Source organism: Bacillus testis, from assembly GCF_001243895.1.
Taxonomy (GTDB): domain Bacteria; phylum Bacillota; class Bacilli; order Bacillales; family DSM-1321; genus Bacillus_AD; species Bacillus_AD testis.
The window spans coordinates 2329239-2349867 of the sequence record NZ_LN851186.1; the positions used below are offsets into that span (position 1 = coordinate 2329239).

23 protein-coding genes are annotated in these 20629 nt (G+C 42.9%); 5 read left to right on the plus strand and 18 right to left on the minus strand.

Annotation, left to right across the window (positions count from 1 at the left end; translation table 11 throughout):
- Nucleotides 1-47: 47 nt before the first annotated feature.
- The 3 genes from ilvA to BN1765_RS11780 are packed head-to-tail and all read right to left on the minus strand — an operon-like array spanning nucleotide 48 to nucleotide 2222.
- Nucleotides 48-1316, minus strand: coding sequence for a threonine ammonia-lyase IlvA (gene ilvA / locus BN1765_RS11775; protein WP_050616757.1), 1269 nt, complete (start codon nucleotides 1314-1316; stop codon nucleotides 48-50).
- Nucleotides 1316-1486: a hypothetical protein gene (locus tag BN1765_RS20075; protein WP_154666087.1), complete on the minus strand. Its 171-nt coding sequence runs from the start codon at nucleotides 1484-1486 to the stop codon at nucleotides 1316-1318. The genes ilvA and BN1765_RS20075 overlap by 1 nt, the downstream gene beginning before the upstream one ends.
- 16 nt (nucleotides 1487-1502) lie before the next feature.
- Nucleotides 1503-2222 carry a lysophospholipid acyltransferase family protein gene (locus BN1765_RS11780; RefSeq protein WP_050615316.1) on the minus strand — a complete coding sequence of 240 codons (720 nt, stop codon included), beginning with the start codon at nucleotides 2220-2222 and terminating at the stop codon, nucleotides 1503-1505.
- Nucleotides 2223-2405: 183 nt separating this feature from the next.
- Here BN1765_RS11780 and BN1765_RS11785 point away from each other — a divergent pair, with 183 nt between their 5' ends.
- Nucleotides 2406-2717 carry a hypothetical protein gene (locus BN1765_RS11785; RefSeq protein ID WP_050615317.1) on the plus strand — a complete coding sequence of 104 codons (312 nt, stop codon included), beginning with the start codon at nucleotides 2406-2408 and terminating at the stop codon, nucleotides 2715-2717.
- Between the two features lie 136 nt (nucleotides 2718-2853).
- On the opposite strand, the gene BN1765_RS11790 is transcribed toward BN1765_RS11785, so the two are convergent.
- Nucleotides 2854-3345 carry a dihydrofolate reductase gene (locus BN1765_RS11790; protein WP_050615318.1) on the minus strand — a complete coding sequence of 164 codons (492 nt, stop codon included), beginning with the start codon at nucleotides 3343-3345 and terminating at the stop codon, nucleotides 2854-2856.
- A 25-nt stretch (nucleotides 3346-3370) separates the two neighbouring features.
- Nucleotides 3371-4315, minus strand: coding sequence for a thymidylate synthase (locus BN1765_RS11795; RefSeq protein ID WP_050615319.1), 945 nt, complete (start codon nucleotides 4313-4315; stop codon nucleotides 3371-3373).
- Between the two features lie 148 nt (nucleotides 4316-4463).
- Between BN1765_RS11795 and BN1765_RS11800 the strand changes: the two genes are divergently transcribed.
- Nucleotides 4464-4835 (plus strand): GIY-YIG nuclease family protein, encoded by a 372-nt coding sequence (locus tag BN1765_RS11800; RefSeq protein WP_050615320.1) that lies wholly within the window; start codon nucleotides 4464-4466, stop codon nucleotides 4833-4835.
- Between the two features lie 380 nt (nucleotides 4836-5215).
- Here the strand turns inward: BN1765_RS11800 and BN1765_RS11810 are convergent, their stop codons facing one another.
- From BN1765_RS11810 to BN1765_RS11850, 9 genes are all read right to left on the minus strand, one after another.
- Nucleotides 5216-6076, minus strand: a complete 861-nt coding sequence (locus tag BN1765_RS11810) for an EamA family transporter (RefSeq protein ID WP_050615322.1) — start codon at nucleotides 6074-6076, stop codon at nucleotides 5216-5218.
- 161 nt (nucleotides 6077-6237) lie between these two features.
- Nucleotides 6238-6705: a macro domain-containing protein gene (locus BN1765_RS11815; protein WP_050615323.1), complete on the minus strand. Its 468-nt coding sequence runs from the start codon at nucleotides 6703-6705 to the stop codon at nucleotides 6238-6240.
- Nucleotides 6706-6904: 199 nt separating this feature from the next.
- Nucleotides 6905-7519, minus strand: a complete 615-nt coding sequence (locus tag BN1765_RS11820; RefSeq protein ID WP_050615324.1) for a YpjP family protein — start codon at nucleotides 7517-7519, stop codon at nucleotides 6905-6907.
- A 438-nt stretch (nucleotides 7520-7957) separates the two neighbouring features.
- Entirely contained in the window at nucleotides 7958-8746 is a 789-nt protein-coding gene (locus BN1765_RS11825; RefSeq protein WP_050615325.1) for a class I SAM-dependent methyltransferase, read from the minus strand.
- Nucleotides 8747-8752: 6 nt separating this feature from the next.
- Nucleotides 8753-9190: a BrxA/BrxB family bacilliredoxin gene (locus BN1765_RS11830; protein WP_050615326.1), complete on the minus strand. Its 438-nt coding sequence runs from the start codon at nucleotides 9188-9190 to the stop codon at nucleotides 8753-8755.
- Nucleotides 9191-9332: 142 nt separating this feature from the next.
- Entirely contained in the window at nucleotides 9333-11216 is a 1884-nt protein-coding gene (locus tag BN1765_RS11835) for an ABC-F family ATP-binding cassette domain-containing protein (RefSeq protein ID WP_050615327.1), read from the minus strand.
- Between the two features lie 186 nt (nucleotides 11217-11402).
- The gene (locus BN1765_RS11840; protein WP_050615328.1) at nucleotides 11403-11882 is read right to left on the minus strand and encodes a glutathione peroxidase; all 480 of its coding nucleotides are present in this window, start codon (nucleotides 11880-11882) and stop codon (nucleotides 11403-11405) included.
- Nucleotides 11883-12074: 192 nt separating this feature from the next.
- Nucleotides 12075-12602, minus strand: coding sequence for a hypothetical protein (locus tag BN1765_RS11845; protein WP_050615329.1), 528 nt, complete (start codon nucleotides 12600-12602; stop codon nucleotides 12075-12077).
- A 13-nt stretch (nucleotides 12603-12615) separates the two neighbouring features.
- Entirely contained in the window at nucleotides 12616-14310 is a 1695-nt protein-coding gene (locus tag BN1765_RS11850) for a formate--tetrahydrofolate ligase (protein ID WP_050615330.1), read from the minus strand.
- Between the two features lie 266 nt (nucleotides 14311-14576).
- Here BN1765_RS11850 and metA point away from each other — a divergent pair, with 266 nt between their 5' ends.
- On the plus strand, nucleotides 14577-15485 hold the full coding sequence (metA, locus tag BN1765_RS11855; protein ID WP_050615331.1) for a homoserine O-acetyltransferase MetA: 909 nt from the start codon (nucleotides 14577-14579) through the stop codon (nucleotides 15483-15485).
- A 574-nt stretch (nucleotides 15486-16059) separates the two neighbouring features.
- On the opposite strand, the gene mntR is transcribed toward metA, so the two are convergent.
- Together mntR and trhO are read right to left on the minus strand one after the other, a co-directional pair.
- Nucleotides 16060-16488, minus strand: coding sequence for a transcriptional regulator MntR (gene mntR, locus BN1765_RS11860; protein ID WP_050615332.1), 429 nt, complete (start codon nucleotides 16486-16488; stop codon nucleotides 16060-16062).
- Nucleotides 16489-16785: 297 nt separating this feature from the next.
- Complete coding sequence (trhO, locus tag BN1765_RS11865; RefSeq protein WP_050615333.1) at nucleotides 16786-17751, minus strand: oxygen-dependent tRNA uridine(34) hydroxylase TrhO; 966 nt, start codon at nucleotides 17749-17751, stop codon at nucleotides 16786-16788.
- Nucleotides 17752-18196: 445 nt separating this feature from the next.
- On the opposite strand from trhO, the gene BN1765_RS11870 reads away from it, so the two are divergent.
- Nucleotides 18197-18448 carry a YuzB family protein gene (locus BN1765_RS11870; protein WP_390621178.1) on the plus strand — a complete coding sequence of 84 codons (252 nt, stop codon included), beginning with the start codon at nucleotides 18197-18199 and terminating at the stop codon, nucleotides 18446-18448.
- A gap of 223 nt (nucleotides 18449-18671) precedes the next feature.
- On the plus strand, nucleotides 18672-19208 hold the full coding sequence (locus tag BN1765_RS11875; RefSeq protein ID WP_050615335.1) for an NADPH-dependent FMN reductase: 537 nt from the start codon (nucleotides 18672-18674) through the stop codon (nucleotides 19206-19208).
- Between the two features lie 173 nt (nucleotides 19209-19381).
- On the opposite strand, the gene BN1765_RS11880 is transcribed toward BN1765_RS11875, so the two are convergent.
- Together BN1765_RS11880 and BN1765_RS11885 are read right to left on the minus strand one after the other, a co-directional pair.
- The gene (locus BN1765_RS11880; RefSeq protein ID WP_050615336.1) at nucleotides 19382-19621 is read right to left on the minus strand and encodes an indolepyruvate ferredoxin oxidoreductase subunit alpha; all 240 of its coding nucleotides are present in this window, start codon (nucleotides 19619-19621) and stop codon (nucleotides 19382-19384) included.
- A 313-nt stretch (nucleotides 19622-19934) separates the two neighbouring features.
- Nucleotides 19935-20456: a YwhD family protein gene (locus tag BN1765_RS11885; RefSeq protein WP_230199523.1), complete on the minus strand. Its 522-nt coding sequence runs from the start codon at nucleotides 20454-20456 to the stop codon at nucleotides 19935-19937.
- Between the last annotated feature and the right edge of the window lie 173 nt (nucleotides 20457-20629).

Below are 20629 nucleotides of genomic sequence, written 5' to 3' on the forward strand. Positions count from 1 at the left end.
TGGCCTATCTATTTCCATTGTATACCACAAACTCATTATTTTCCAGATTATATCAACAAATTAAATAATTTCTCATCTTTGTTTACTTCTACATAGGATAGCCCTTTCTTCTCCATCCGCTCAATCATCCCGCCATAATCTTCTGGATTTTTTAGTTCAATCCCCACTAACGCAGGACCTGATTCCTTATTGTTTGATTTGGTATATTCGAATCTCGTTATATCGTCGTTCGGCCCCAGCACTTCATCCAGGAATTCGCGCAGTGCTCCGGCCCTTTGAGGAAAATTAACAATAAAATAATAAAGGAGTCCTTCATAAAGGAGGGACCGTTCCTTAATTTCCTGCATCCGATCGATGTCATTATTGCCGCCGCTTATGATACAGACGACATTTTTCCCTTTGATCTGGCTCCGGCATTGTTCTAATGCAGCTATAGAAAGGGCACCAGCCGGCTCAGACACGATGGCATGTTCATTGTATAAATTCAGAATCGTACTGCATACTTTCCCTTCTGGCACAACCACAATATCATCCACCTGGCTGCGGCATAAACCAAATGTTTTTTCACCTACACATTTTACTGCGGCCCCATCGACAAATTTATCGACTTCTTCCAGCGCTACGACCTGCCCTTTGGTGATGGAAGCACTCATTGAACTAGCGCCCAGCGGTTCCACGCCGATGCATTTCGTTTGGGGGGAGATGCTCCTAAAGTAAGTGGAGATTCCCCCCATCAATCCGCCTCCTCCAATCGCCGCAAAGACGTAATCCACCGGTTCATCGCAATCATTCATAATTTCCACGGCAACCGTCCCTTGACCGGCCATTACTTGTTCATCATCAAATGGGTGGATGAATGTGCGTTTTTCTCTTTCACAGAACTCAATAGCCTTGGAATAAGAATCGTCAAATGTGTCGCCAATCAAAAAAACCTCCACCATTTCCTTGCCGAACATCTTTACCTGATTCACTTTTTGGCGGGGAGTAGTCGCTGGCATAAAGATTTTCCCTTCGACTCCCATCTTTCGGCAGGCATATGCGACACCCTGGGCATGATTGCCGGCGCTCGCGCATACAACTCCTTTATCCTTATCCTCCTTAGAAAGGCATTTCATTTTATAATAGGCTCCCCGCAACTTGAATGACCGCACATGCTGAAGATCCTCCCGCTTCAGGTAAACAGAGCAATCAAATTGTTCGGATAGCCTCATGTTTTTTTGTAATGGCGTATGTAAGACGATTTCTTTCAATTGCTGGTGTGCGATCAAAATATCCTCCAATTGTAACGGCTTTTTCAATTCGACAGATGAATTCATCATGACCCTTCTTCCTTGTTAGTCTTCTTAATTTCGTAAATTATATCACTCATCGCCAATAAATCAACAGATTTTTCTAAAAATTCTAACTTTGTTTCGCGTTGATAGAACGGCATAACAGCTTCCTCTTTGTTAAGGTTAAGCAAAAGAAAAAAGCTGAATACGGTCATTCAGCTTTTCCTTCTCTTACAAACCTGCTTTTTCTGCTGCTATTTCAGCTTCTATTTTTTTTGCCAGCTCTACCATGGCCATCTCTTTATATTGTTCATACGTAAGCGGTGGCAGGATAGAGATTGTCACCTCGGCAGGCTTGATCCAACCTTTGTTTTTTTCCATCGCCCCAGAAGTTCCTTTAATAGCAATCGGTACGATCGGAACCTGGGCGTCTGAAGCCAATCGAAGGCTGCCTGCTTTAAATTCGCCAACTGGCCCTCCCTTGCTTCTTGTCCCCTCCGGGAATACAGATAAAGAATGACCTTCTTTCAAGATGGCAATGCCTTGTCGAATGGCTTGAATCGACTGTCTGCGGTCTTTTCGATCCATAAACACACAATTCATGATCCTCATCCATTTATGTACAATCGGGATTTTCAATACCTCTATTTTGGAGATGAAACCAAACGGTTTTTCCAAAAAACCAAGAAGGACCGGAATATCAAAATTCCCTTCATGGTTAGAAACCAGCAGGACTGCGCCTGTTGGCATATTTTCTTCGCCGATCACCGTCACCTTTGTCCCTGAAATACGCACCAATGTCTTGGACCAATGTTTGGCAAGGAAATGCTTCTTCTTATCTTGTTCTTCAATTGAAAGAGAAGAATCCTCCTGGTTGCGGATTTTCTTTAAAAACGGAATACTATAAATCAAATAGCCGAAAAAATACAGATAGAACGCGATTGTTCTCAATTCAGTAACCTCCTGATGCAAAATACCTATCCCATTATATAGAATAGAGTGCCCAGTGACTATTAGTGCATTTTGGTAAAAGAGTGGTTGCATATATTCCCTAGCAAATATTTGATTAGGCACATCCTTTAAGAAAGGAGTTATGCTATACTAGAAATAATGGAAAGGAGGGAAATGAATGGAATGAAGGTTGTGTTGGAACTTGCAAGGATCATATTGATCTTTGGCATACTCGGAAGTTTATTAGGCCAATTATTAATGTTCGTTTATGGACATTTTTCTATACCGATGAATTCATATAAATGGTTGGGTGGCATCGGAATCTACCTGCTGTTATTTATCCTCTACCGCAACAAATGGCAATTTTCCGGTTATTATACCGGCAAAGGCATACATAAGTTATCACGGCCAGCCTGTATGGTTCTTTATTCTACGGCCTTGGCCCTCATCATCGGCACACCCATCATGGGCTATACGCTTGAAATGTTAGCTTAAAATAAAAAATCCAGGTTTCTTCCACTGCGGAGAAACCTTTTCCTTTACCAAGATGTTCGGTGCACTTACCTAGCATGCCTTGGCCATAACCCTATTTACATAATAAAAGAGCGCAAAATGCTGCGCTCTTTTGCTGTTAAGCTTCTTTCTTTTCATACACATGGTAAACATAATCATAGTCATTCTTTTCATCCCGAATGCCTTTTTCACGATACGTCTCTTCCCAATCTTCCAAATCGACTTCCGGAAAGAACGTATCACCGCCAAACGAATGGTGGATTCTTGTTATATAAAGCCGTTCACAATCGTTAAGAAAAAGCTTATAGATCTGTTCGCCGCCAAAAATGAATACTTCATCCTCCCCTTGACATGCTTTGTACACATCATCCTTGCTGTGGAGGACTTCACATCCATCGGCCTTGAAATCAGGATCACGGGTGAGAATCAAGTTCCGTCTGCCGGGCAGAGGTCGGCCGATGCTTTCATAATTTTTGCGGCCCATCACGATCGGATGGCCCATCGTTACTTTTTTAACATACTGCAGCTCGCGCGGAATCCTCCAAGGCATTTTGTTGTCTTTGCCGATTACTCGGTCTTCATCCATTGCTACGATCATGGAAACAATCATGGCGCACATCTCCTTTTCTGCTCGGTTAAACGGCAACCGGTGCCTTAATCGCCGGATGCGGATCATACCCTTCGACAGAAATATCTTCCATTTCAAAATCAAAAACGCTTTTTTTGTCTTTATTCAAAATCAACTGCGGCAATTCTTTCGGTTCGCGTGTCAGTTGTAATTTGACCTGTTCGATATGATTGCTGTATATATGGGCATCCCCAAGCGTATGGATGAACTCACCGACCTCCAAGCCGCATTCATGCGCAATCAAATGGGTCAATAAGGCATAACTGGCAATATTGAAAGGCACTCCAAGAAACACATCGCCGCTTCTTTGATACAATTGGCAGGAAAGTTTGCCTTCAAGCACATAAAATTGGAACAGGGTATGGCAAGGCGGCAAAGCCATGGAAGGTATATCTTCAGGGTTCCATGCAGAAACAATCAATCTTCTGGAATCCGGATTTTTTTTGATTGTAGCAATAACATCCTGCAATTGGTCGATCGTCTCCCCTTGGGTAGTTGTCCAATTGCGCCATTGCTTCCCGTAAACGTTCCCTAATTCACCGTACTTTTCTGCGAATGCATCGTCAGCCAATATACGCTCTATAAAGAGATCCATTTGCGCTTGATAATCCTTGGCAAACGACTTATCTTGCTGGGAACGGAGCCCAAAGTCCGTCATATCAGGACCGGTGTATTCATCACTCTCAACCCATTTCTTGAATGCCCACTCATTCCAAATATTGTTGCGGTTCTGCAAAAGATATTTGATGTTTGTGTCCCCTTTAATGAACCAAAGCAATTCACTTGCAACCAGCCGGAATGGGATACGCTTCGTCGTCAGAAGCGGAAATCCCTCCTGAAGGTCGAACCTCATTTGATATCCGAACGTACTAATGGTACCTGTACCGGTACGGTCTTCTTTCTTGACGCCATTTGAAAGGACATGTTTACATAGTTCCAGATATTGTTTCACTGCAAAAGCACCTCAATCACATTTATTACTTGATTTCATTATACCAATATTTTAGGTTGGATAAAGTTAAACTTCCATTAGGGGAACTTTTCCACCCACACCAACGGAACAATCTCTTACCACTTCATGAAAGGAGCGATACAGTTTAATGATCAAAGACATAAACCCGGACCATTCACTCTACAGTATCCATTATGCCCTTGCCGAAGAGCGGATATTGAAAATAGGGGCTCTTGGAACATTCACCTTCCCTGCAGGCAACTATGTTTACATAGGAAGTGCAAAGAAACATATCGAAAAACGGATTGAAAGGCATATGTCAACAGACAAAAAACTTCGATGGCATATCGACTATTTCCGTCCCGCATGTACAGTCACATATGTAAAGACCTACCCGGAAAACAAAGGGGAATGTGCATTGGCTGCAGAATTTGCCCGCCACGGTTCATGCTACCCCAAACAGTTCGGCTCCTCCGACTGCCGATGCGGTGGACATCTCATTTATCTGGGACCATGCTGAATCACCTTTCCCAAAAAGGCACATAATATAAATGTAACTACTTTTTACAGGTGATTCATATGAACAAATCACAAAAAACAAATCATGATTTGGAAAAAATTAATGAAGTATATAATGTGATGAATTGGCCTCTTTTCGTCTATCTTGACCTCGTCTTACTCTCTACTTTCCTTGGCTTCCTGCTCTATTCACAAATGCATGTTTGGCTGGCCCCTATCATGATATCAATCGTTTTCTTTCTCTTTTTTGTTTTCATTTTCCATTTGTTTTTCAAGGATAAACCCGATCACTAGCAACGCATCTCGCTATCCGAAAAAAGAATGGATCCCATTAACGCAAAAAGAGTTTCACCAACTAGTGTGAAACTCTTTTTGTATGGCTTATAAGATTAATAGGATGGTACCCAATGTGATCAGCACCCCTCCAAGAATCGTATGCTTTGCCGGTTTTTCTTTAAGCAGGACTAAGCTCAAGACCATTGTGATGACAACCGAGAATTTATCAATAGGTGCTACGACCGATACATTGCCGATGGAAATGGCACCAAAATAACAAAGCCAGGATAAGCCGGTTGCGACACCTGACAACGTAAGAAATACATATTCTTTTTTGTTTATCCTTCTAATTTCTTTTTGATTGCCTTGCGCAAAGACGATGCCCCAGGCAAAAATCAATATGACTACTGTCCTGATGAACGTTGCAAGATTGGAGTCAACTTCTTCAATTCCTATTTTTGCTAGAATAGAAGTCAAAGCCGCAAAGACAGCCGATAGAATAGCCAGAAACAAATAGGATTGCGATGGCTGTTTGATCTTCTCCTTTTTTACCTTGCCGATCAAGATGAACGTCCCGATCGTAATGACAGCACAGCCAGTGATTACGAGAGGCGTCGCCTTTTCTCCCAAAATGACAAAAGACAGCAGGATCGTCATCACCACACTTGATTTATCAATCGGCACTACTTTGGATACATCACCGATCTTAATGGCCTTAAAATAACAAAGCCAAGAAAGGCCTGTTGTCAGTCCCGAAAGAATCAAAAACAAATATGCTTTTCCGGATATAACGGCCATGCCGGATAACTGTCCAGTGAAAACCGCTATCGCAAAGGCCATAACGACCACCACGATTGTGCGAACAGCGGTTGCGACATTAGAATTAATCCGTTCTATGCCCAGTTTCGCCAAGATGGATGTCATTGCAGCAAACAATGCAGCCAGTAGCGCGAGAATAATGCTCATCCTACCAATCCTTCACAAAATAAATAAATGCGATCGCCAAAAGGAAGGCTTGATGGTCCTATTTCAAAAAGACCTCTGCCTTGCCCTTCTATCAGTCATTAAAAAAAGATACTACATCCATTTTGAAAATAGTGTCTTTTTCTGCATTATCCCATATCAACCTAAAATCCAGGCCACTTCCATATCTGCAATTCAATTCTCTCTTCTTCGCCAACTATTTTTTCAAAAATCGCTTGCACTCTGCCCCAGTCCCCGTTCGCTATGCCGCATCCATAACCGTGGGGAACGCCGATCGTTTTTAGATGACTCATTTCCCCGTATTTCTTAACGGTTTCAAAACAGTTCTCCAACGCTCTGTAATCCGTATTGAATGCTGCATCCTGGCTGAAGCAATTGGCAATCACCGTATGGTCTGTATCACTTGTATATATATAGACCTGTCCCGTATCCATATGGCCATTTCTTTCCCTATACTCCTGTATAAACCGTTTGTAGCCCACCTCGCACATAGGGTATTTGCGGGCGATCTGCAATGCGATTCCCCCACCCATTACTCCCTGCAGATTCACCTGGTGGCAGATGATGTCACAGCCGCTTTTCAATAAGTCTCCATTATGGTATGTGATCATTCCTAACCCTCCATCTATTGAATTCCGCCTAATGGCATTTGTCCATCCTTTACCCATTTTTAATGGATCTACCTGTCTATTTTCCGATTTGTTTCCGGCAAAAGAATAGATTGATGGCAAAAACAAAAAAGGTGCGGGTTTTTAGCCCGTCACCGCTTTTTTGCCCGGTTAGCTTAATTGAAAGGAAACCGGACGCTCCTTAATTTAACGTTGACCATTTAGGGGGTGTATTTTTATCCCAATAAATGGTTCCTAATTCATGATGAGTTATAAATTGATCTTGATCGGTATGATAATGGAAATTGAACCAATACCCTTGTTGCGGAGGATTCTCTCGGCGAACGTGAAAACGAATAACGTCCTTGCCAGTCTGCTGATTATAGACATTGAATATCTTTTCCCCATAGCCTGATGAAGGTTTTTCTGAAATAGCAAGATTGGACAAATCTTCCTCAGGGCAGGCTTCTATGTAAGAGGTAATCGCCTTTTCCATTTGCGGGAGAATGACCTCCATGAATTCATCCTCTATTCTCGGTTTGATTCGTTCCCCAAACTTGGCATAGCTAGACTCCTCCGCTACCCGAATAAATTCCTGCGCCAGCTGTTCCCTGTCGCATTCAGGTTCCTGTTCTTCAAGGCTGTTCTGAAAGGAATAACTGCCGGCTTTCTCTTCTTCAGCCTGCAAGCTCTTTTTATCCGGCTTATGCGCAGCTGCATCGTCCTGCCATTGGAAATCGTCAGGTGAAACCATACCTAATGTCAGAATCGATACTAGTATGACTAAACTTTTCTTCATCCACTTCGGTACATTCATAGAAACAATCCCTCGCTTGCTTCATTCTCTATAAACCTACTATACATGATCTTACTCATTATTACGAATGAAAAACAGAAAGGTTTCATCTATTTTCCGGCAACGATTGATACCCGCTCCAGGATGCTCGCTTTCCGCGGGTCGGGGAGCATCCTCGTGTAAATCGCCTGTAGGATCTCGCCTGTGCCGCTGATCTAAGCATGAATCTCGCACCTTCTGCTCCTGTCAATCAACTTTATGATGAATGAATCACTCACCTTGTTTAAAAACGATCCTTTTTTAGAAAATCGTCTTATGCTAGAAGATTTATCTCCTAATTTGGTAAATATCGGCCAACAAAGAATGGAACGTTTCATTAGAAAAACTTCGGCATTTACAAAGACACCATTTTATTCTAACAATATAACAAAAAACAGGCAGAGGGCTGCCTGTTTTTTGTTATCCTTCCAAATCGATAATACCATAATGGAATTTGCTGGTTTTTCGGACCTGCTGCCGAAAACCGAATTCCTTGAAACGGGTGCTTCGAAAATGATCTTTCAACACAACCTTACGCCGTGATACACGCTTTGCTTCTTCCACTGACTCGATAAGCAATAAACCATGATCCGCAAAAGGCGACATTGATTGCATAGCATTGGATTCATCTATGCTTTCTTCGAACATGGGATCAAAATAAACAATATCCACGCATTTATCTTCCAGAGAGCGTAAATATTCCAGATGATCCGCATGCTTGACTGTAATCCTGCCCATCGCATTCCGGATTGCGGATTCCTCATCATTCCAGTTGCGCAATCCTAGTGAGGTAGCATATGCTAGCACAGGACTGGCCTCCAGACCTGTAACACTGCCGTCCTCGCCCACAGCATAACTGGCGACAATACTGTCGGAGGCGAAGCCAAGCGTACAGTCGAGGAATGTATCGCCCTTCTGCAGTCCGCATGCTTCAATAAAAGCATCCCTTCCTCCATTCATCAATGCCTTCACCCTTACTCGTGCGAGGTTTGGATGAAAGAAATAGGGATCTTTAGAGGAGGCGTGATACAACTGTACTGAATCCGCACTCCGGACAATGACAATATCACAGCCGAGAAGCAAGGAGGAAATCGATTTCTTCTTCCGTTCAACAAACGGCACACCGAGTTCCCTGGCAGTATCCAAAGCTGCCTCTACCATTTTAGAAGTAGGCCGTCCAGCTGTCGTAACAATCGCTCTATATGCCATTTTTACTTAAGCAAGATGTTGGCTGAAGCCATTTTGAATATTATCCATAATTTCTTCAACGGTGAAATCTTCTATTTCATCACGGGGAATAAAGTGGATGCATTCTTTTCCTTTCATAAGCGCCATACTTGGCGATGAAGGTGCATGGCCGCTGATCAATTCACGCATTTTGCTTGTTGCTTCCTTGTCCTGTCCAGCGAAAACTGTCACAATATGGTCCGGTTTCTTGTCACTCTCTGCAACAGCTTTAATCGCTGCCGGACGGGCAAGTCCAGCGGCACAACCGCAGACACTGTTGATAACAACGAATGTATATCCTTTTTCTTGATTGAAGAAGTTTTCCACCTCTTCAGCCGTTGTCAATTCTTCAAAACCGGCATTTGTTAGTTCTTGGCGCATCGGCTGTGCAACTTGTTTCATATATTCTTCATAAGCGTTAGACATTCATATCCACTCCAAATCTAATTCGTAAATACTATAAGCATACTATAAATGGTTTTGCAATAAAAGTCATGCAGCATGACTGGCCGTTAGGCAAAAAGAATCTGCAGACAATCCCGCAGATTCTTTACTATACTTGCGTTAATTAGGATTCAGCCAACTCGGACAGGTATTCCCAGCGTTCCATCAGCTTTTCGAGCTTTTCATTCAATCGAGCCTGTTCCTCCATCAAAGCCTGCCCTTTTTCAAAGTCGCTGCCAATCATAGCAAGCTCAGAGTCCACTCGTTCCAGCTCATCTTCCGCATGCTGGATGTCATCTTCAATGGTCTCCCATTCACGTTTCTCCATATAGGACAATTTCTTTTTCTTTTCCTTCGGCTGTTCGGCCGGTTTGCTCTCGATGGCTTTTTCAGCTTTTTCGGCTTTTTCCTTAGTGTCTGCAGCCAAAAAGTCGCTGTAAGCTCCATAATAGGAATCGATGACTCCACCGCCGCGGAAAATCAATAGCTCACTCGCCGCTTTATCAAGGAAGTACCGGTCATGGGATACAGTAACAACCACTCCCGCGAAATGCTCCAGGAACTCTTCAAGAACCGTCAGCGTTTGGGTATCCAAATCATTGGTAGGTTCGTCGAGCAGCAATACATTCGGTGAAGACATTAAAATGCGAAGCAGATAAAGGCGGCGCTTCTCTCCGCCCGAAAGTTTATAAATAGGCGTACCATGGGTGCTCATTGGAAACAAAAACTTTTCCAGCATGGCGGAAGCGGATAAATAACTCCCATCTTTCAATTGGATGGTTTCAGCTTCTTCACGAATATACTCAATCATGCGCAATTGGTCGTTCATGTCTTCATTTTCCTGTGTATAAAAGCCGATTTTCACCGTCTGGCCATGTTCGATGATGCCCGAATCGACCGTTTCCCGCCCCGCCAAAATGCGAAGAAGGGTGGATTTCCCAGTGCCATTATTGCCGACGATGCCGATCCGGTCCCCGCGTTTGAAAAGCCGTGAAAAATGATCAAGCACTTTTTTGGCGCCAAAGCTTTTAGAAATATCGATGCACTCAATGACTTTTCGGCCTAAACGCGAGCCCGCCAATTCAATCTCCATTTGATCATCTGATGATTTGCGGTTCACATCGCTCTCTAATTGTTCGAAGCGTTGGATTCTGGCCTTTTGCTTTGTACTTCGCGCCTTCGCTCCCCGTCTCATCCAGGCCAGCTCATTTTTAAACAGGTTTTGCTTCTTGGCCGCTGTGCTCTGTTCGTTTTCCTCTCTTATGGCTTTGCCTTCCAGGAATGTTTCGTAATTCCCTTTATATTCATATAGATTCCCTTGATCAAGCTCCCATATTTTAGTGGTGACATGGTCAAGGAAATAGCGGTCATGCGTTACGAATAGAACAGAATTCGGATATTTCACCAGGTATTCCTCAAGCCATTTGATACTGGATGCATCCAGATGGTTTGTAGGTTCATCTAAGATAAGCAGATCCGGCTGTTCAATCAATGCCTTTGCTAGCGCGGCACGTTTCTTCTGGCCGCCGGATAGGGTACCGAGTTTAGCGGATTGGTCTTCCAGCCCGAGTTTCGAAAGGATCGCCTTTCCTTCCGAGCTTCTGTCCCAACCATTTTCGGCGTCCATCCGCTGCTGGAGCTTCATCCATTTTTCTTGCAGGGCATCGTCCTCAGGTTTTTCCTGAAGTTCATGCAAAGCATCTTCATAATCCCTTATCAAATTAAACAAAGGCGTATCGCTAGCAAACAGGAAATCTATAATGCTTACATGATCATCATATTCTGGCTCCTGGGCAAGAAATGAAATCGTGTAATCCTTCGGTTTGATGATTTCACCCTGGTCACTCTCCTCAATGCCGGCAATCATCTTCATCAAGGTAGATTTCCCGCAGCCATTCACACCGATAATCCCTATTTTTTCTCCTTGGCTTATGGAAAAAGAAATATCGGCCCATAAGGTTTTTTCAGCCATTTGCTTCGATAAATGCTCTGCATTCAAAATCTTCATACACGCACACCTTCTCTTTCACTTTACTGCTTCTTAATATGTAGCACTGCTTAGATTATTCTTCAGCATGCTTATGCATGCTGCCCAACATTCTATTATAACAGCTTCCACTAAAGCTGGTTGTATATGTGTAGCAACCACGAAAAAAGCTCTTTACCGAAAGTAAAAAGCTTTTTCCTTACTACATTATAACAATTTTTTAATTTCCGATTCAATATCAAATGGTTTCGTTTGCGGAGAAAAGCGTTTCACGACTTCGCCCTGGGCATTAATGAGGAATTTAGTGAAGTTCCATTTAACGCCTTTAGAGCCAAGCACACCAGGAGCTTGGGCAGTCAGATATTGAAAGATTGGATGAGCATGGTCTCCCTTCACATCGACTTTGGCGAACATCGGGAAGGTGACGCCATAGTTTAATCGGCAAAAGCTATCGATTTCCATGTCATCCCCGGGCTCCTGCCCCATAAACTGGTTGCATGGAAATCCCAGGATGACGAACCCTTCATCTTTATATCTTTCATACAACGTCTGCAACTGTTCATATTGAGGCGTGAATCCGCATTTACTCGCCGTATTGACAATCATGATGACTTTGCCCTTATATTCCTCCAAGGAAATCAAATCCCCATTTATCCTTTTTGCTTCGAAATCATAAATCGTGGCCATACAACAACTCTCCTTACATAATAGCTGCTTTAATTGTACGAAATACGAGCCTGTCTCCTCAACTTTCACGTAAAGTTTTATCGCAACTGCAACTAAAAGAGTGTAATTGGAAAATGAATCAACAGGAGAGGCCCGCTTGGTTCAACAAATAATCAATAAGAGAGGAAGGCCTCCTCCGCTCAATCTTTGTCATTAAGGCACAATGGCCAGTAGGCCGTCCAACGCCTTGATGCAATAGGTGGCCAAGGAATAGAGATCTTCGCTCTGTTCTTCTGTTATCCTGCGGCGAAAGGAAACAGCCATCTTATAATAGTAGCGGCCTTTTTCTCCATCAACCATTTTTCTTGTTTCCTCGAGTGTGATTTGGCGATCATGGCCCCAGACTTTCCAAAGGCAGTCATTCAGGGCTGCCAGCCTATCAGCTGAATGGGGCTCATCGGATTCCCACATAAATTCAATATCGACAAAAGCGCTCGGCTGCAAGGTATTCTCTTCAAGTATTTCATCTGCAAGCTCCTTGAGCGAAGAACGCAGGAGAATGGCAGCCCTGATCCTATCTTGGCCAGTTAAGTGGAAGCTGATTGTGAAGGCCCTTGATAAAACAGCCAAATCGATTATTTCCGATCGTCCGCTTACCAAAATGTCTCCTGCCATATCATAATCATAGACAGATCCTTCAAGGATAATCTTAAAGTTTTCATAGGCAGTTGGGTCGAACATATGCATCCCTCACTTAAAATAGGCCCACTGCCTTGCCGTCTTCGCTCACATCCATATTCAGCGCAGCCGGTTTTTTCGGCAGCCCCGGCATGGTCATGACATCCCCTGTCAGTGCGACAATAAAGCCGGCACCAATCGATGGCTTTAGCTCACGGACGGAAATGGTGAACGCTTCCGGTCTTCCAAGCTTTTTAGGGTCATCAGAAAGAGAATACTGTGTTTTAGCCATACAGACCGGCAAATGATCCCAGCCGTTGCTTTCCATTTCCGCCAGTTGTTTTTTAGCTTTTGGCAGAAATTCGACATCCGCTGCCCCATATAACTTGGTTGCAATGGTTCTGATTTTGGATTCAATTGAGTCGCTTACATCATATAAATAATCAAAATGGTTTTCATTCGCCTTGATGATCTGTTTCACCCGTTTAGCAAGTTCAACACCGCCAGCTCCCCCTTTTTCCCATACTTCGGTCAAAGCATAGTCAATCACATGGGCGCTGCATAGTTCGGCAAAAGTCCGCAGTTCGCTTTCATGGTCGCTTACGAATCGATTGAGGGCAACAACAAAAGGCAAGCCGAAAGAAGCGATATTCTCACAGTGTTTCAAAAGATTCGCAAAGCCTCTCTTTAACGCTTCCGGATCTTCCTTGGTCAATTCGTCTTTCGGTACGCCCCCATGCATTTTCAACGCTCGGATTGTAGCCACTATTACAACGGCATCTGGCTTCAAACCGGCACTTCTCGATTTGATATGGAGGAATTTTTCCGCCCCAAGGTCCGCTCCAAAGCCTGCTTCCGTAACGACATAATCGCCCAATTTCAAGGCCGTTTTAGTGGCAATGACTGAATTGCAGCCATGGGCGATATTAGCGAAGGGCCCACCATGGATAATGGCTGGAGTATGTTCAATTGTCTGGACCAGGTTCGGCATGATTGCATCCTTCAAAAGGAGTGTCAATGCCCCTTCCGCTCCAAGCTGGGCTACTGTGACCGGCTCCTTGCCGTATGTATATCCGATCACGATCCGTGACAGGCGATTTCTCAAGTCGGAGATGTTTTCTGCCAGGCAAAGAATCGCCATAATTTCCGAGGCAACCGTAATGTCGAATCCATCTTCGCGGGGAACGCCCTGCATAGGCCCGCCCAATCCGATCATAACCTTCCGCAACGCCCGGTCGTTCAAATCAACCACACGTTTCCAAACGATTCTTCTTGGGTCAATCCCCAATTCATTGCCTTGCTGAAGGTGATTGTCAATCAGCGCGGCTAATGCATTGTTTGCAGCTGTTATCGCATGAAGATCACCTGTGAAATGAAGGTTGATGTCATCCATGGGCAACACTTGGGCATAGCCGCCTCCGCAAGCGCCTCCTTTGATGCCCATAACAGGTCCCAGAGAGGGCTCCCTCATTGCTATGACAGCTTTCTCGCCAATCTGGCCAAAAGCATCCGCCAAGCCTACAGTAACGGTTGATTTTCCTTCTCCAGCCGGTGTCGGATTGATTGCCGTCACTAAAATAAGCTTACCGTCCTCTGTCTGCTTATTTTTCTCCAAAACCCCAAGGGAAATTTTTGCTTTGTATTTACCGTATTGATCGTATTCATCTTCCGTTAATCCAATTGAATGAGCAATCATATCAATTTTTTTCATTTCCGAACAATTTGCGATTTCCAAGTCTGTTTTGTACGTCGTTGTTGAAGATTTACTCATAATTCCCCTCCAAAATGAATGTTCTTTTAACTGATTGTAACACGGCCCATACCTTTACAGGACAGAAACCATTGAACAACCTAAAAATTTAAATATTCAAATAATACAGTTATTTCTATTTACTTTTTCTTCAGCTTCTTTATAATGGCAATAAAGTGAATTTTTCATTAAATGAACCAAAAGGGTTTTAGGACAAGCGCTTTGTTTCCTAAGCTTAATGAAGCGCGTAGCAAAGAGAAAAAAGACCTATACAGGAGGAATGCGCGATGCCGATTAAACTGCCGGCCTTATTGCCGGCCAAAGAAATCCTGGAAAAAGAAAATATTTTTATCATGGATGATAGCAGGGCCATTTCGCAGGACATCCGGCCCCTTAATATATTGATTGTCAATTTAATGCCCGAAAAAGAAAAAACCGAAGCCCAGCTTCTTAGGCTGCTGGGAAATACCCCTCTACAGGTCAACATTACCTTTCTTAAAATGAAGACGCATAATTCAAAGAACACCAGCAAATATCATCTTGACCAATTTTATTCCCACTTCTCGGAAATCAGGCACCGTAAATACGATGGCATGATCATCACAGGCGCACCTGTGGAAAAATTGCTTTTTGAGCAGGTTGATTATTGGGATGAGCTTACCGAAATCATGGATTGGTCTGTTTCTGCCGTCACTTCCACGATGCATATATGCTGGGGAGCACAGGCAGCTCTTTATCATCATTACGGAATCAACAAATATAAACTAAGCAAAAAATGTTCCGGTGTATTCCTGCATACGGTCAGGAAACAAAAGGAAAAGTTGGTCAGGGGTTTCGATGATGAATTTTACGCACCGCATTCACGGTATACCAATATTGAAAATGATCAGATCACGCAGCACCCGGACCTGGAGATTCTCGCTTCATCCCGGGAAGCCGGCGCCTATTTGATCAGCTCCAAAGACGGACGGCACATCATGGTGACGGGGCACCCAGAGTATGACAATACCACCTTACTGCAGGAGTACCTGCGGGATAAGAAAAAAGGGATAGCAATCGCCTTGCCAAAGAATTATTTTCCCCATAACAATCCTGAGTATAAACCGGCACATCGCTGGAGAAGCCATGCCAATCTCCTTTTTTCTAACTGGCTTAATTATTATGTGTACCAAGAAACGCCTTATCAGTGGGATTAAGTTCCCTGGATGCGGATAGTAGCTATTCTTCCAAACCAGCAAAAAAATAAGCGTGGAAACGTCTCCCCATGCTTATTTTTTCACTTTCCAGGATGAGCATAATGATGCCTGCTCCCATTCAACCGGAAAAAAAGCAAGGGATTTTTTTGATGCTCCTTTTTCTCCACCCAATGCTCGTTCTTATATTTCCAGCTATTCTTTTGAACTCCTTGCATTGTGCTCATGATCCCTTTTTTTCTGTAAATCCCGGTACAGGCGCTCTGCCTTGGCCAGGCTGCCGGCCCAGAGATGCCAACGCATGCGCGGCAGCGGATCATCTGTCTGATTTCCTGCAACCCGCACGTTCCCTTTACTTCCTCCCCTTTGCAAGATTCTTATAGCAAAAAACTCCACAATTAGCCAATTGCAGAGTTTTAAACATGCTGTTCTTTTTTCCGTTCTAACTGGCGCTAAAAATTAGCACCAACATAAGAATGAAGTCGAAGAGAAAGAGAACGCCAGGAAGAATGAGTTTGATTCAATGGATAATAATCGCCTGGCAATCTATAAAATTTCTGCCAATCAACGTTTCACTTTATTGATTACGCTGATCTTTTTCATTCTGGACCTTCTTCAGTTCCTCAATCCGTTCAGGCTTGTCTTCGAAGTATTGGACTAGATCCCCGATGCGGTCGATGGAATCCCAGCTCAAGTGGTGTTCAATTCCTTCCACATCTTCATAAATCAGTTCTTCTTTTACACCGATGATCCGCAGAAGCTTCTCCAGCAGTTCATGGCGGAATACTAAACTCTTCCCGATTTTCTTTCCTTTAGGAGTCAAAATAAGTCCACGATATTTCTCATATACTAAGTATTCTTCTTGGTCTAGTTTTTGAACCATTTTTGTCACTGAGGATGGATGTACATTTAGGTTTTCAGCAATATCCGATACTCTGGCATAGCCCTTTTCATCAATCAATATATAGATTTGTTCAATATAGTCTTCCATACTAGGTGTTGCCATCCTGTATCCTCCCATTCAAAGCATATCATAAAAATTTTACTATATATTCTGCTCTATCACAAGATAAGATAGCTTCAAGGACATACTGGACCGTTTGCACATTAGGCTGGTTCAGCACCATAAAAGGGTTACAAACGGAAAAACCCGGCTATTTGCACCGGGCTTATTGTGTATTCCGCTTACTGGCGCTTAGATACCCACTGCAACGCGAGAGTGCATATGTAGTGAATGATCCGTATGCCAGGATGGATTCTCAGTTGGTATAACCAATGATCGATGTAGAAATTAAAGATTCATTTATTGCTGATAGGCTGGTTTGATTGCTTCCAACCGTGCTTTTACCTCTTCGGAAGTCAATTTATTTTCGATCACATAACGATTCCGTGGAGAAGCGCTGCATTCATACGTACAACCGCGAAGATGTTTATGTTCGTTTTCTTCTGAACATAGGATCTGTTTGTTGCAATCCGGGTTGGCACAGTTTACATACCGTTCACACGGTTCGCCTGTATAATGGTCTCTGCCGACAATTTCCGGATTTACGTGGTTGACCGGTACGGAGATACGCTCATCGAATACATAGCACTGCCCTTCGTAATCTTTCCCTTGCACTTCAGGGTCTTTACCGTAAGTGACAATGCCGCCATGCAATTGGCTTACATCCTCGAAGCCTTCTTTAAGCAGCCATCCTGAAAACTTCTCACAACGAATTCCGCCTGTACAGTATGTAAGGATTTTTTTTCCTTCCAATATTTCTTTGTGTTCACGGATCCAATCCGGCAGATCGCGGAAATTTTGGATTTCTGGTTTAACGGCTCCCTTGAAGTGGCCAAGGTCATATTCATAATCATTTCGCGCATCAATGACTACTGTTTCCTCATCTTTCATAGCCTCATGAAATTCCTTCGGGCTCAAATATTTACCGGTAGTCACATTCGGATCGATATCATCTTCTAATCTAAGCGAAACGATTTCTTTGCGCGGTCTAACATGCATTTTTTTGAATGCATGTCCATCTGCCTCATCCACTTTAAAGACAATCTTTGAAAATAACGGATTTTCTTTCATGGTTTTCATATATTCATCTGTTTGTTCAATTGTTCCCGAAACTGTTCCATTGATTCCTTCTTGGCCGACCAATATACGCCCTTTCAAGCCCAATTCCTTGCAGAATGCCAAATGCTCGGCGGCGAATTCTTCTGCATTTTCAATCGGTACATATAAATAATATAATAAGACTCTATATGGTTTTTGTTCTGACATCGTTATTACCCCTTATCTTTACTCATTATTTCAATAGAACTATTTTCCCCATTCTAACTGGCGCTAAGACTCCTTACTTCAACACGAGAGTGAAAATGAAAAAGCGGAAGCGGGAAATTAGGCGTTAGTAAGAATCTGATTGGTTCAATTAATGATCGGCGGGGGATGAATGAAAAATCCACCGATCAAAGTGTCACTTTATAATAATAGCCATCCCTCTGCTCTTTCATAAGCAAGATACAAAAAGCACATGAAAATTTTACGTTTTTATTCTAACAATTGCAAGTGTTCTATGTTATTTAAATAATAAAAACGGTACAATTGTGACATACTTCCAACAGTTCTTAATTCTCATTTACTGACTTTTATATGAATACATTGTATAATGCAGATGAAACTAATTCTCAGTTATGGGCATTAGGACTCCTATTTTCAAACGTGAGAAGTGATAAAATTGGGTTTTATTATTGTTGAAGTTTGTGATTCGAATCTACTTTCATCCGCAGACCTTGAAGAGCTGCTCAGCCAATACCCAGAAGCTGCTGTCATGCGGTATGAATGCTTAAATAGATGTTCACTATGCAAAATGCGCCCTTATGCATTAGTAAACGGAAAACAAATTTACGCTAAAAGCATTGAAGAATGCATTGGCTTAATTAAAGAAGCAATAGAGGAAGAGTTATCATTGTTTTTGTGATGGCCTGAAAGGAAATCTCCTCTTCAAACATATGAAACGTTGACCGGGGGATTTTTCATCCCTTGCCGATCATTCGTTCAACCAACCAGTATTCATACAGGCACTTGGACTCCCATTTTTACTTCTTTGCCTTTACGTGGCTTTTGAAGCGGGCGTCTGTAGTGCCGGTGTGAACAGGATAAATGATAGCTGATATACATACATATAGTAGGAGGAGATATGCGTGAAATTGGTTGGGGTATCCGGTTCGCTGACCGGTCATAAAACAGCGGCTGCAGTCAAACAGGTTCTCCATGCTGCTCAAAAAGCGGATCCATCCATTGATATTGAATTGATTGACCTGAAGGATTACGATATTGAGTTTGTCGTCGGAAAACCACTGGCTTTATATAATGAAGATACTCAAAATGTGGTCGCTAAGATTGTGGAAGCTGATGCGGTTCTATTCGGAACAGCTATCTATCAGGCTTCTATAACTGGGGCGTTAAAAAATATGCTGGACCATCTGCCCGTGACCGCCCTGCAATCAAAAGTGGTCGGCATGGTTTCTACAGCAGGCTCAAAAAACCACATGCTCGTGGCGGAATATCAGCTTAAGCCGATCCTCTCATTCTTTCGTGCCTATGTGGCAACCACGTCTGTGTTCCTGCAGAGCGAATGTTTTAACAACACCAATGAAATTACCAATCTCGATGTTCTGCTGCGTATTGAAACGTTGGCCAATGAAATGCTGCATCTCCACCATCAACTGAACCCATAAGTAAAAAAAGTAACCAAATGGTTACTTTTTCCTTTGTTTATATCTTACCTCAAAGCTCCACCAAGAAAATGAAGACATAAAAGTATAAGGGAAATCAAACGCCAATAAGAATTCAGGTTGATTCAACTAATAATCGGTGGGAAATGAATGCCCCCACCGATTGTAGTTTCACTTTATTGTTGTTCAAAAAATGCTTTCGCTTTATCAAGAAAAACTTTATCCTCATCCAACAGTTCATCCTCATGGAAGATGGCTTCAACAGGGCAAGCTGTTTCGCATGCTCCACAGTCTATGCAAATGGAAGGGTCGATAAAGTATTGGTCTTCCCCTTCAACAATACAATCTACTGGACAAACAGTTACACAATCTGAAGCTTTTTCTCCAATACAAGGAGATGTAATCACAAATGCCATAATAAATGACTCCTTTTCTATTTATTTTTAGGCTGTTTCCGCAAAGTTTGTTTTGATTGTGGCGAGAGGTTTGCCATACGCTTCAGCATTGCCCATCGGCCAATCAATCTACGATCCGGCTTTCATCACTGAACGGATTTTAAAACCTTACCTTTTTGAAAACAACCGTTTTATAAAAGGGCTCCCTGAGTTATATGTACGATTGAAAAGTATAATCACCATAACGATTATCTTTTCTCAACAGAACCCATTGTTCCCATCATGGATACAATCCTTCACTGACAATCTGTTGAAAGTAGACTCCTGCTAAATATCATTCCAGGCTTTGCTTGAACGCTTCGCCTGAATGCTTCCAATATTCTTCATTAAAGGATTTTAAATAATCTCTCAACAACCGTTTGGATAGCTGATCCACCCGATCGGTGACCACTTTGCTTTTCAGCGCCTTATCCAATGTATTGACATGTTCCGGCATTGATTTATACCCTTGCCGAATTCGCCGCTCTTCTTTCGATACAAGGACTTCGCAGATTCCCAAGCCCGCATAATAAGGACCGTCTACATTCCGGTCAAGTTTGACCCAAGCGATCCAATACTGGGAATAGTCGGGGCACTCGCCGATGAATTCATCGCGCATCCCCGTAAACCGGACTTTTTTCTCAATCTTGCTCCTTCCATGCAGGGCATCCATATCAATATAGACTTCGCTGTGTTCAGGGTCTACGATAATGGGGGTAATATTGTCCAGGCTTAATGTTCCGGCACCGAATCCACCGTCGCCTTTAGTGGCATCCCCGCTTATGATATTAAATTGGTTGTTAGCATCCTTCTTCACTTCTGTACCCCCTTTCCTCATTCACATAAACGTGTATGCAGAGAGCAGCTCCAACCATACTCGCACTCGGCCCGATTGAGCCGATCTCTTTAAAATTATCATTAAATAGACAACAATGACAATTATAAAGTTTGAAAGAATATTCTTACTTTATTATACCTTTTCAAGATGGC

Coding starts and splice junctions, on each gene's coding strand:
- ilvA (WP_050616757.1), bottom strand. CDS start 1,316: ATGAATTCATCTGTCGAATTGAAAAAGCCGTTACAATTGGAGGATATT.
- BN1765_RS20075 (WP_154666087.1), bottom strand. CDS start 1,486: ATGACCGTATTCAGCTTTTTTCTTTTGCTTAACCTTAACAAAGAGGAA.
- BN1765_RS11785 (WP_050615317.1), top strand. CDS start 2,406: ATGAAGGTTGTGTTGGAACTTGCAAGGATCATATTGATCTTTGGCATA.
- BN1765_RS11790 (WP_050615318.1), bottom strand. CDS start 3,345: ATGATTGTTTCCATGATCGTAGCAATGGATGAAGACCGAGTAATCGGC.
- BN1765_RS11800 (WP_050615320.1), top strand. CDS start 4,464: ATGATCAAAGACATAAACCCGGACCATTCACTCTACAGTATCCATTAT.
- BN1765_RS11810 (WP_050615322.1), bottom strand. CDS start 6,076: ATGAGCATTATTCTCGCGCTACTGGCTGCATTGTTTGCTGCAATGACA.
- BN1765_RS11815 (WP_050615323.1), bottom strand. CDS start 6,705: ATGATCACATACCATAATGGAGACTTATTGAAAAGCGGCTGTGACATC.
- BN1765_RS11820 (WP_050615324.1), bottom strand. CDS start 7,519: ATGAATGTACCGAAGTGGATGAAGAAAAGTTTAGTCATACTAGTATCG.
- BN1765_RS11825 (WP_050615325.1), bottom strand. CDS start 8,746: ATGGCATATAGAGCGATTGTTACGACAGCTGGACGGCCTACTTCTAAA.
- BN1765_RS11830 (WP_050615326.1), bottom strand. CDS start 9,190: ATGTCTAACGCTTATGAAGAATATATGAAACAAGTTGCACAGCCGATG.
- BN1765_RS11835 (WP_050615327.1), bottom strand. CDS start 11,216: ATGAAGATTTTGAATGCAGAGCATTTATCGAAGCAAATGGCTGAAAAA.
- BN1765_RS11840 (WP_050615328.1), bottom strand. CDS start 11,882: ATGGCCACGATTTATGATTTCGAAGCAAAAAGGATAAATGGGGATTTG.
- BN1765_RS11845 (WP_050615329.1), bottom strand. CDS start 12,602: ATGTTCGACCCAACTGCCTATGAAAACTTTAAGATTATCCTTGAAGGA.
- BN1765_RS11850 (WP_050615330.1), bottom strand. CDS start 14,310: ATGAGTAAATCTTCAACAACGACGTACAAAACAGACTTGGAAATCGCA.
- metA (WP_050615331.1), top strand. CDS start 14,577: ATGCCGATTAAACTGCCGGCCTTATTGCCGGCCAAAGAAATCCTGGAA.
- mntR (WP_050615332.1), bottom strand. CDS start 16,488: ATGGCAACACCTAGTATGGAAGACTATATTGAACAAATCTATATATTG.
- trhO (WP_050615333.1), bottom strand. CDS start 17,751: ATGTCAGAACAAAAACCATATAGAGTCTTATTATATTATTTATATGTA.
- BN1765_RS11880 (WP_050615336.1), bottom strand. CDS start 19,621: ATGGCATTTGTGATTACATCTCCTTGTATTGGAGAAAAAGCTTCAGAT.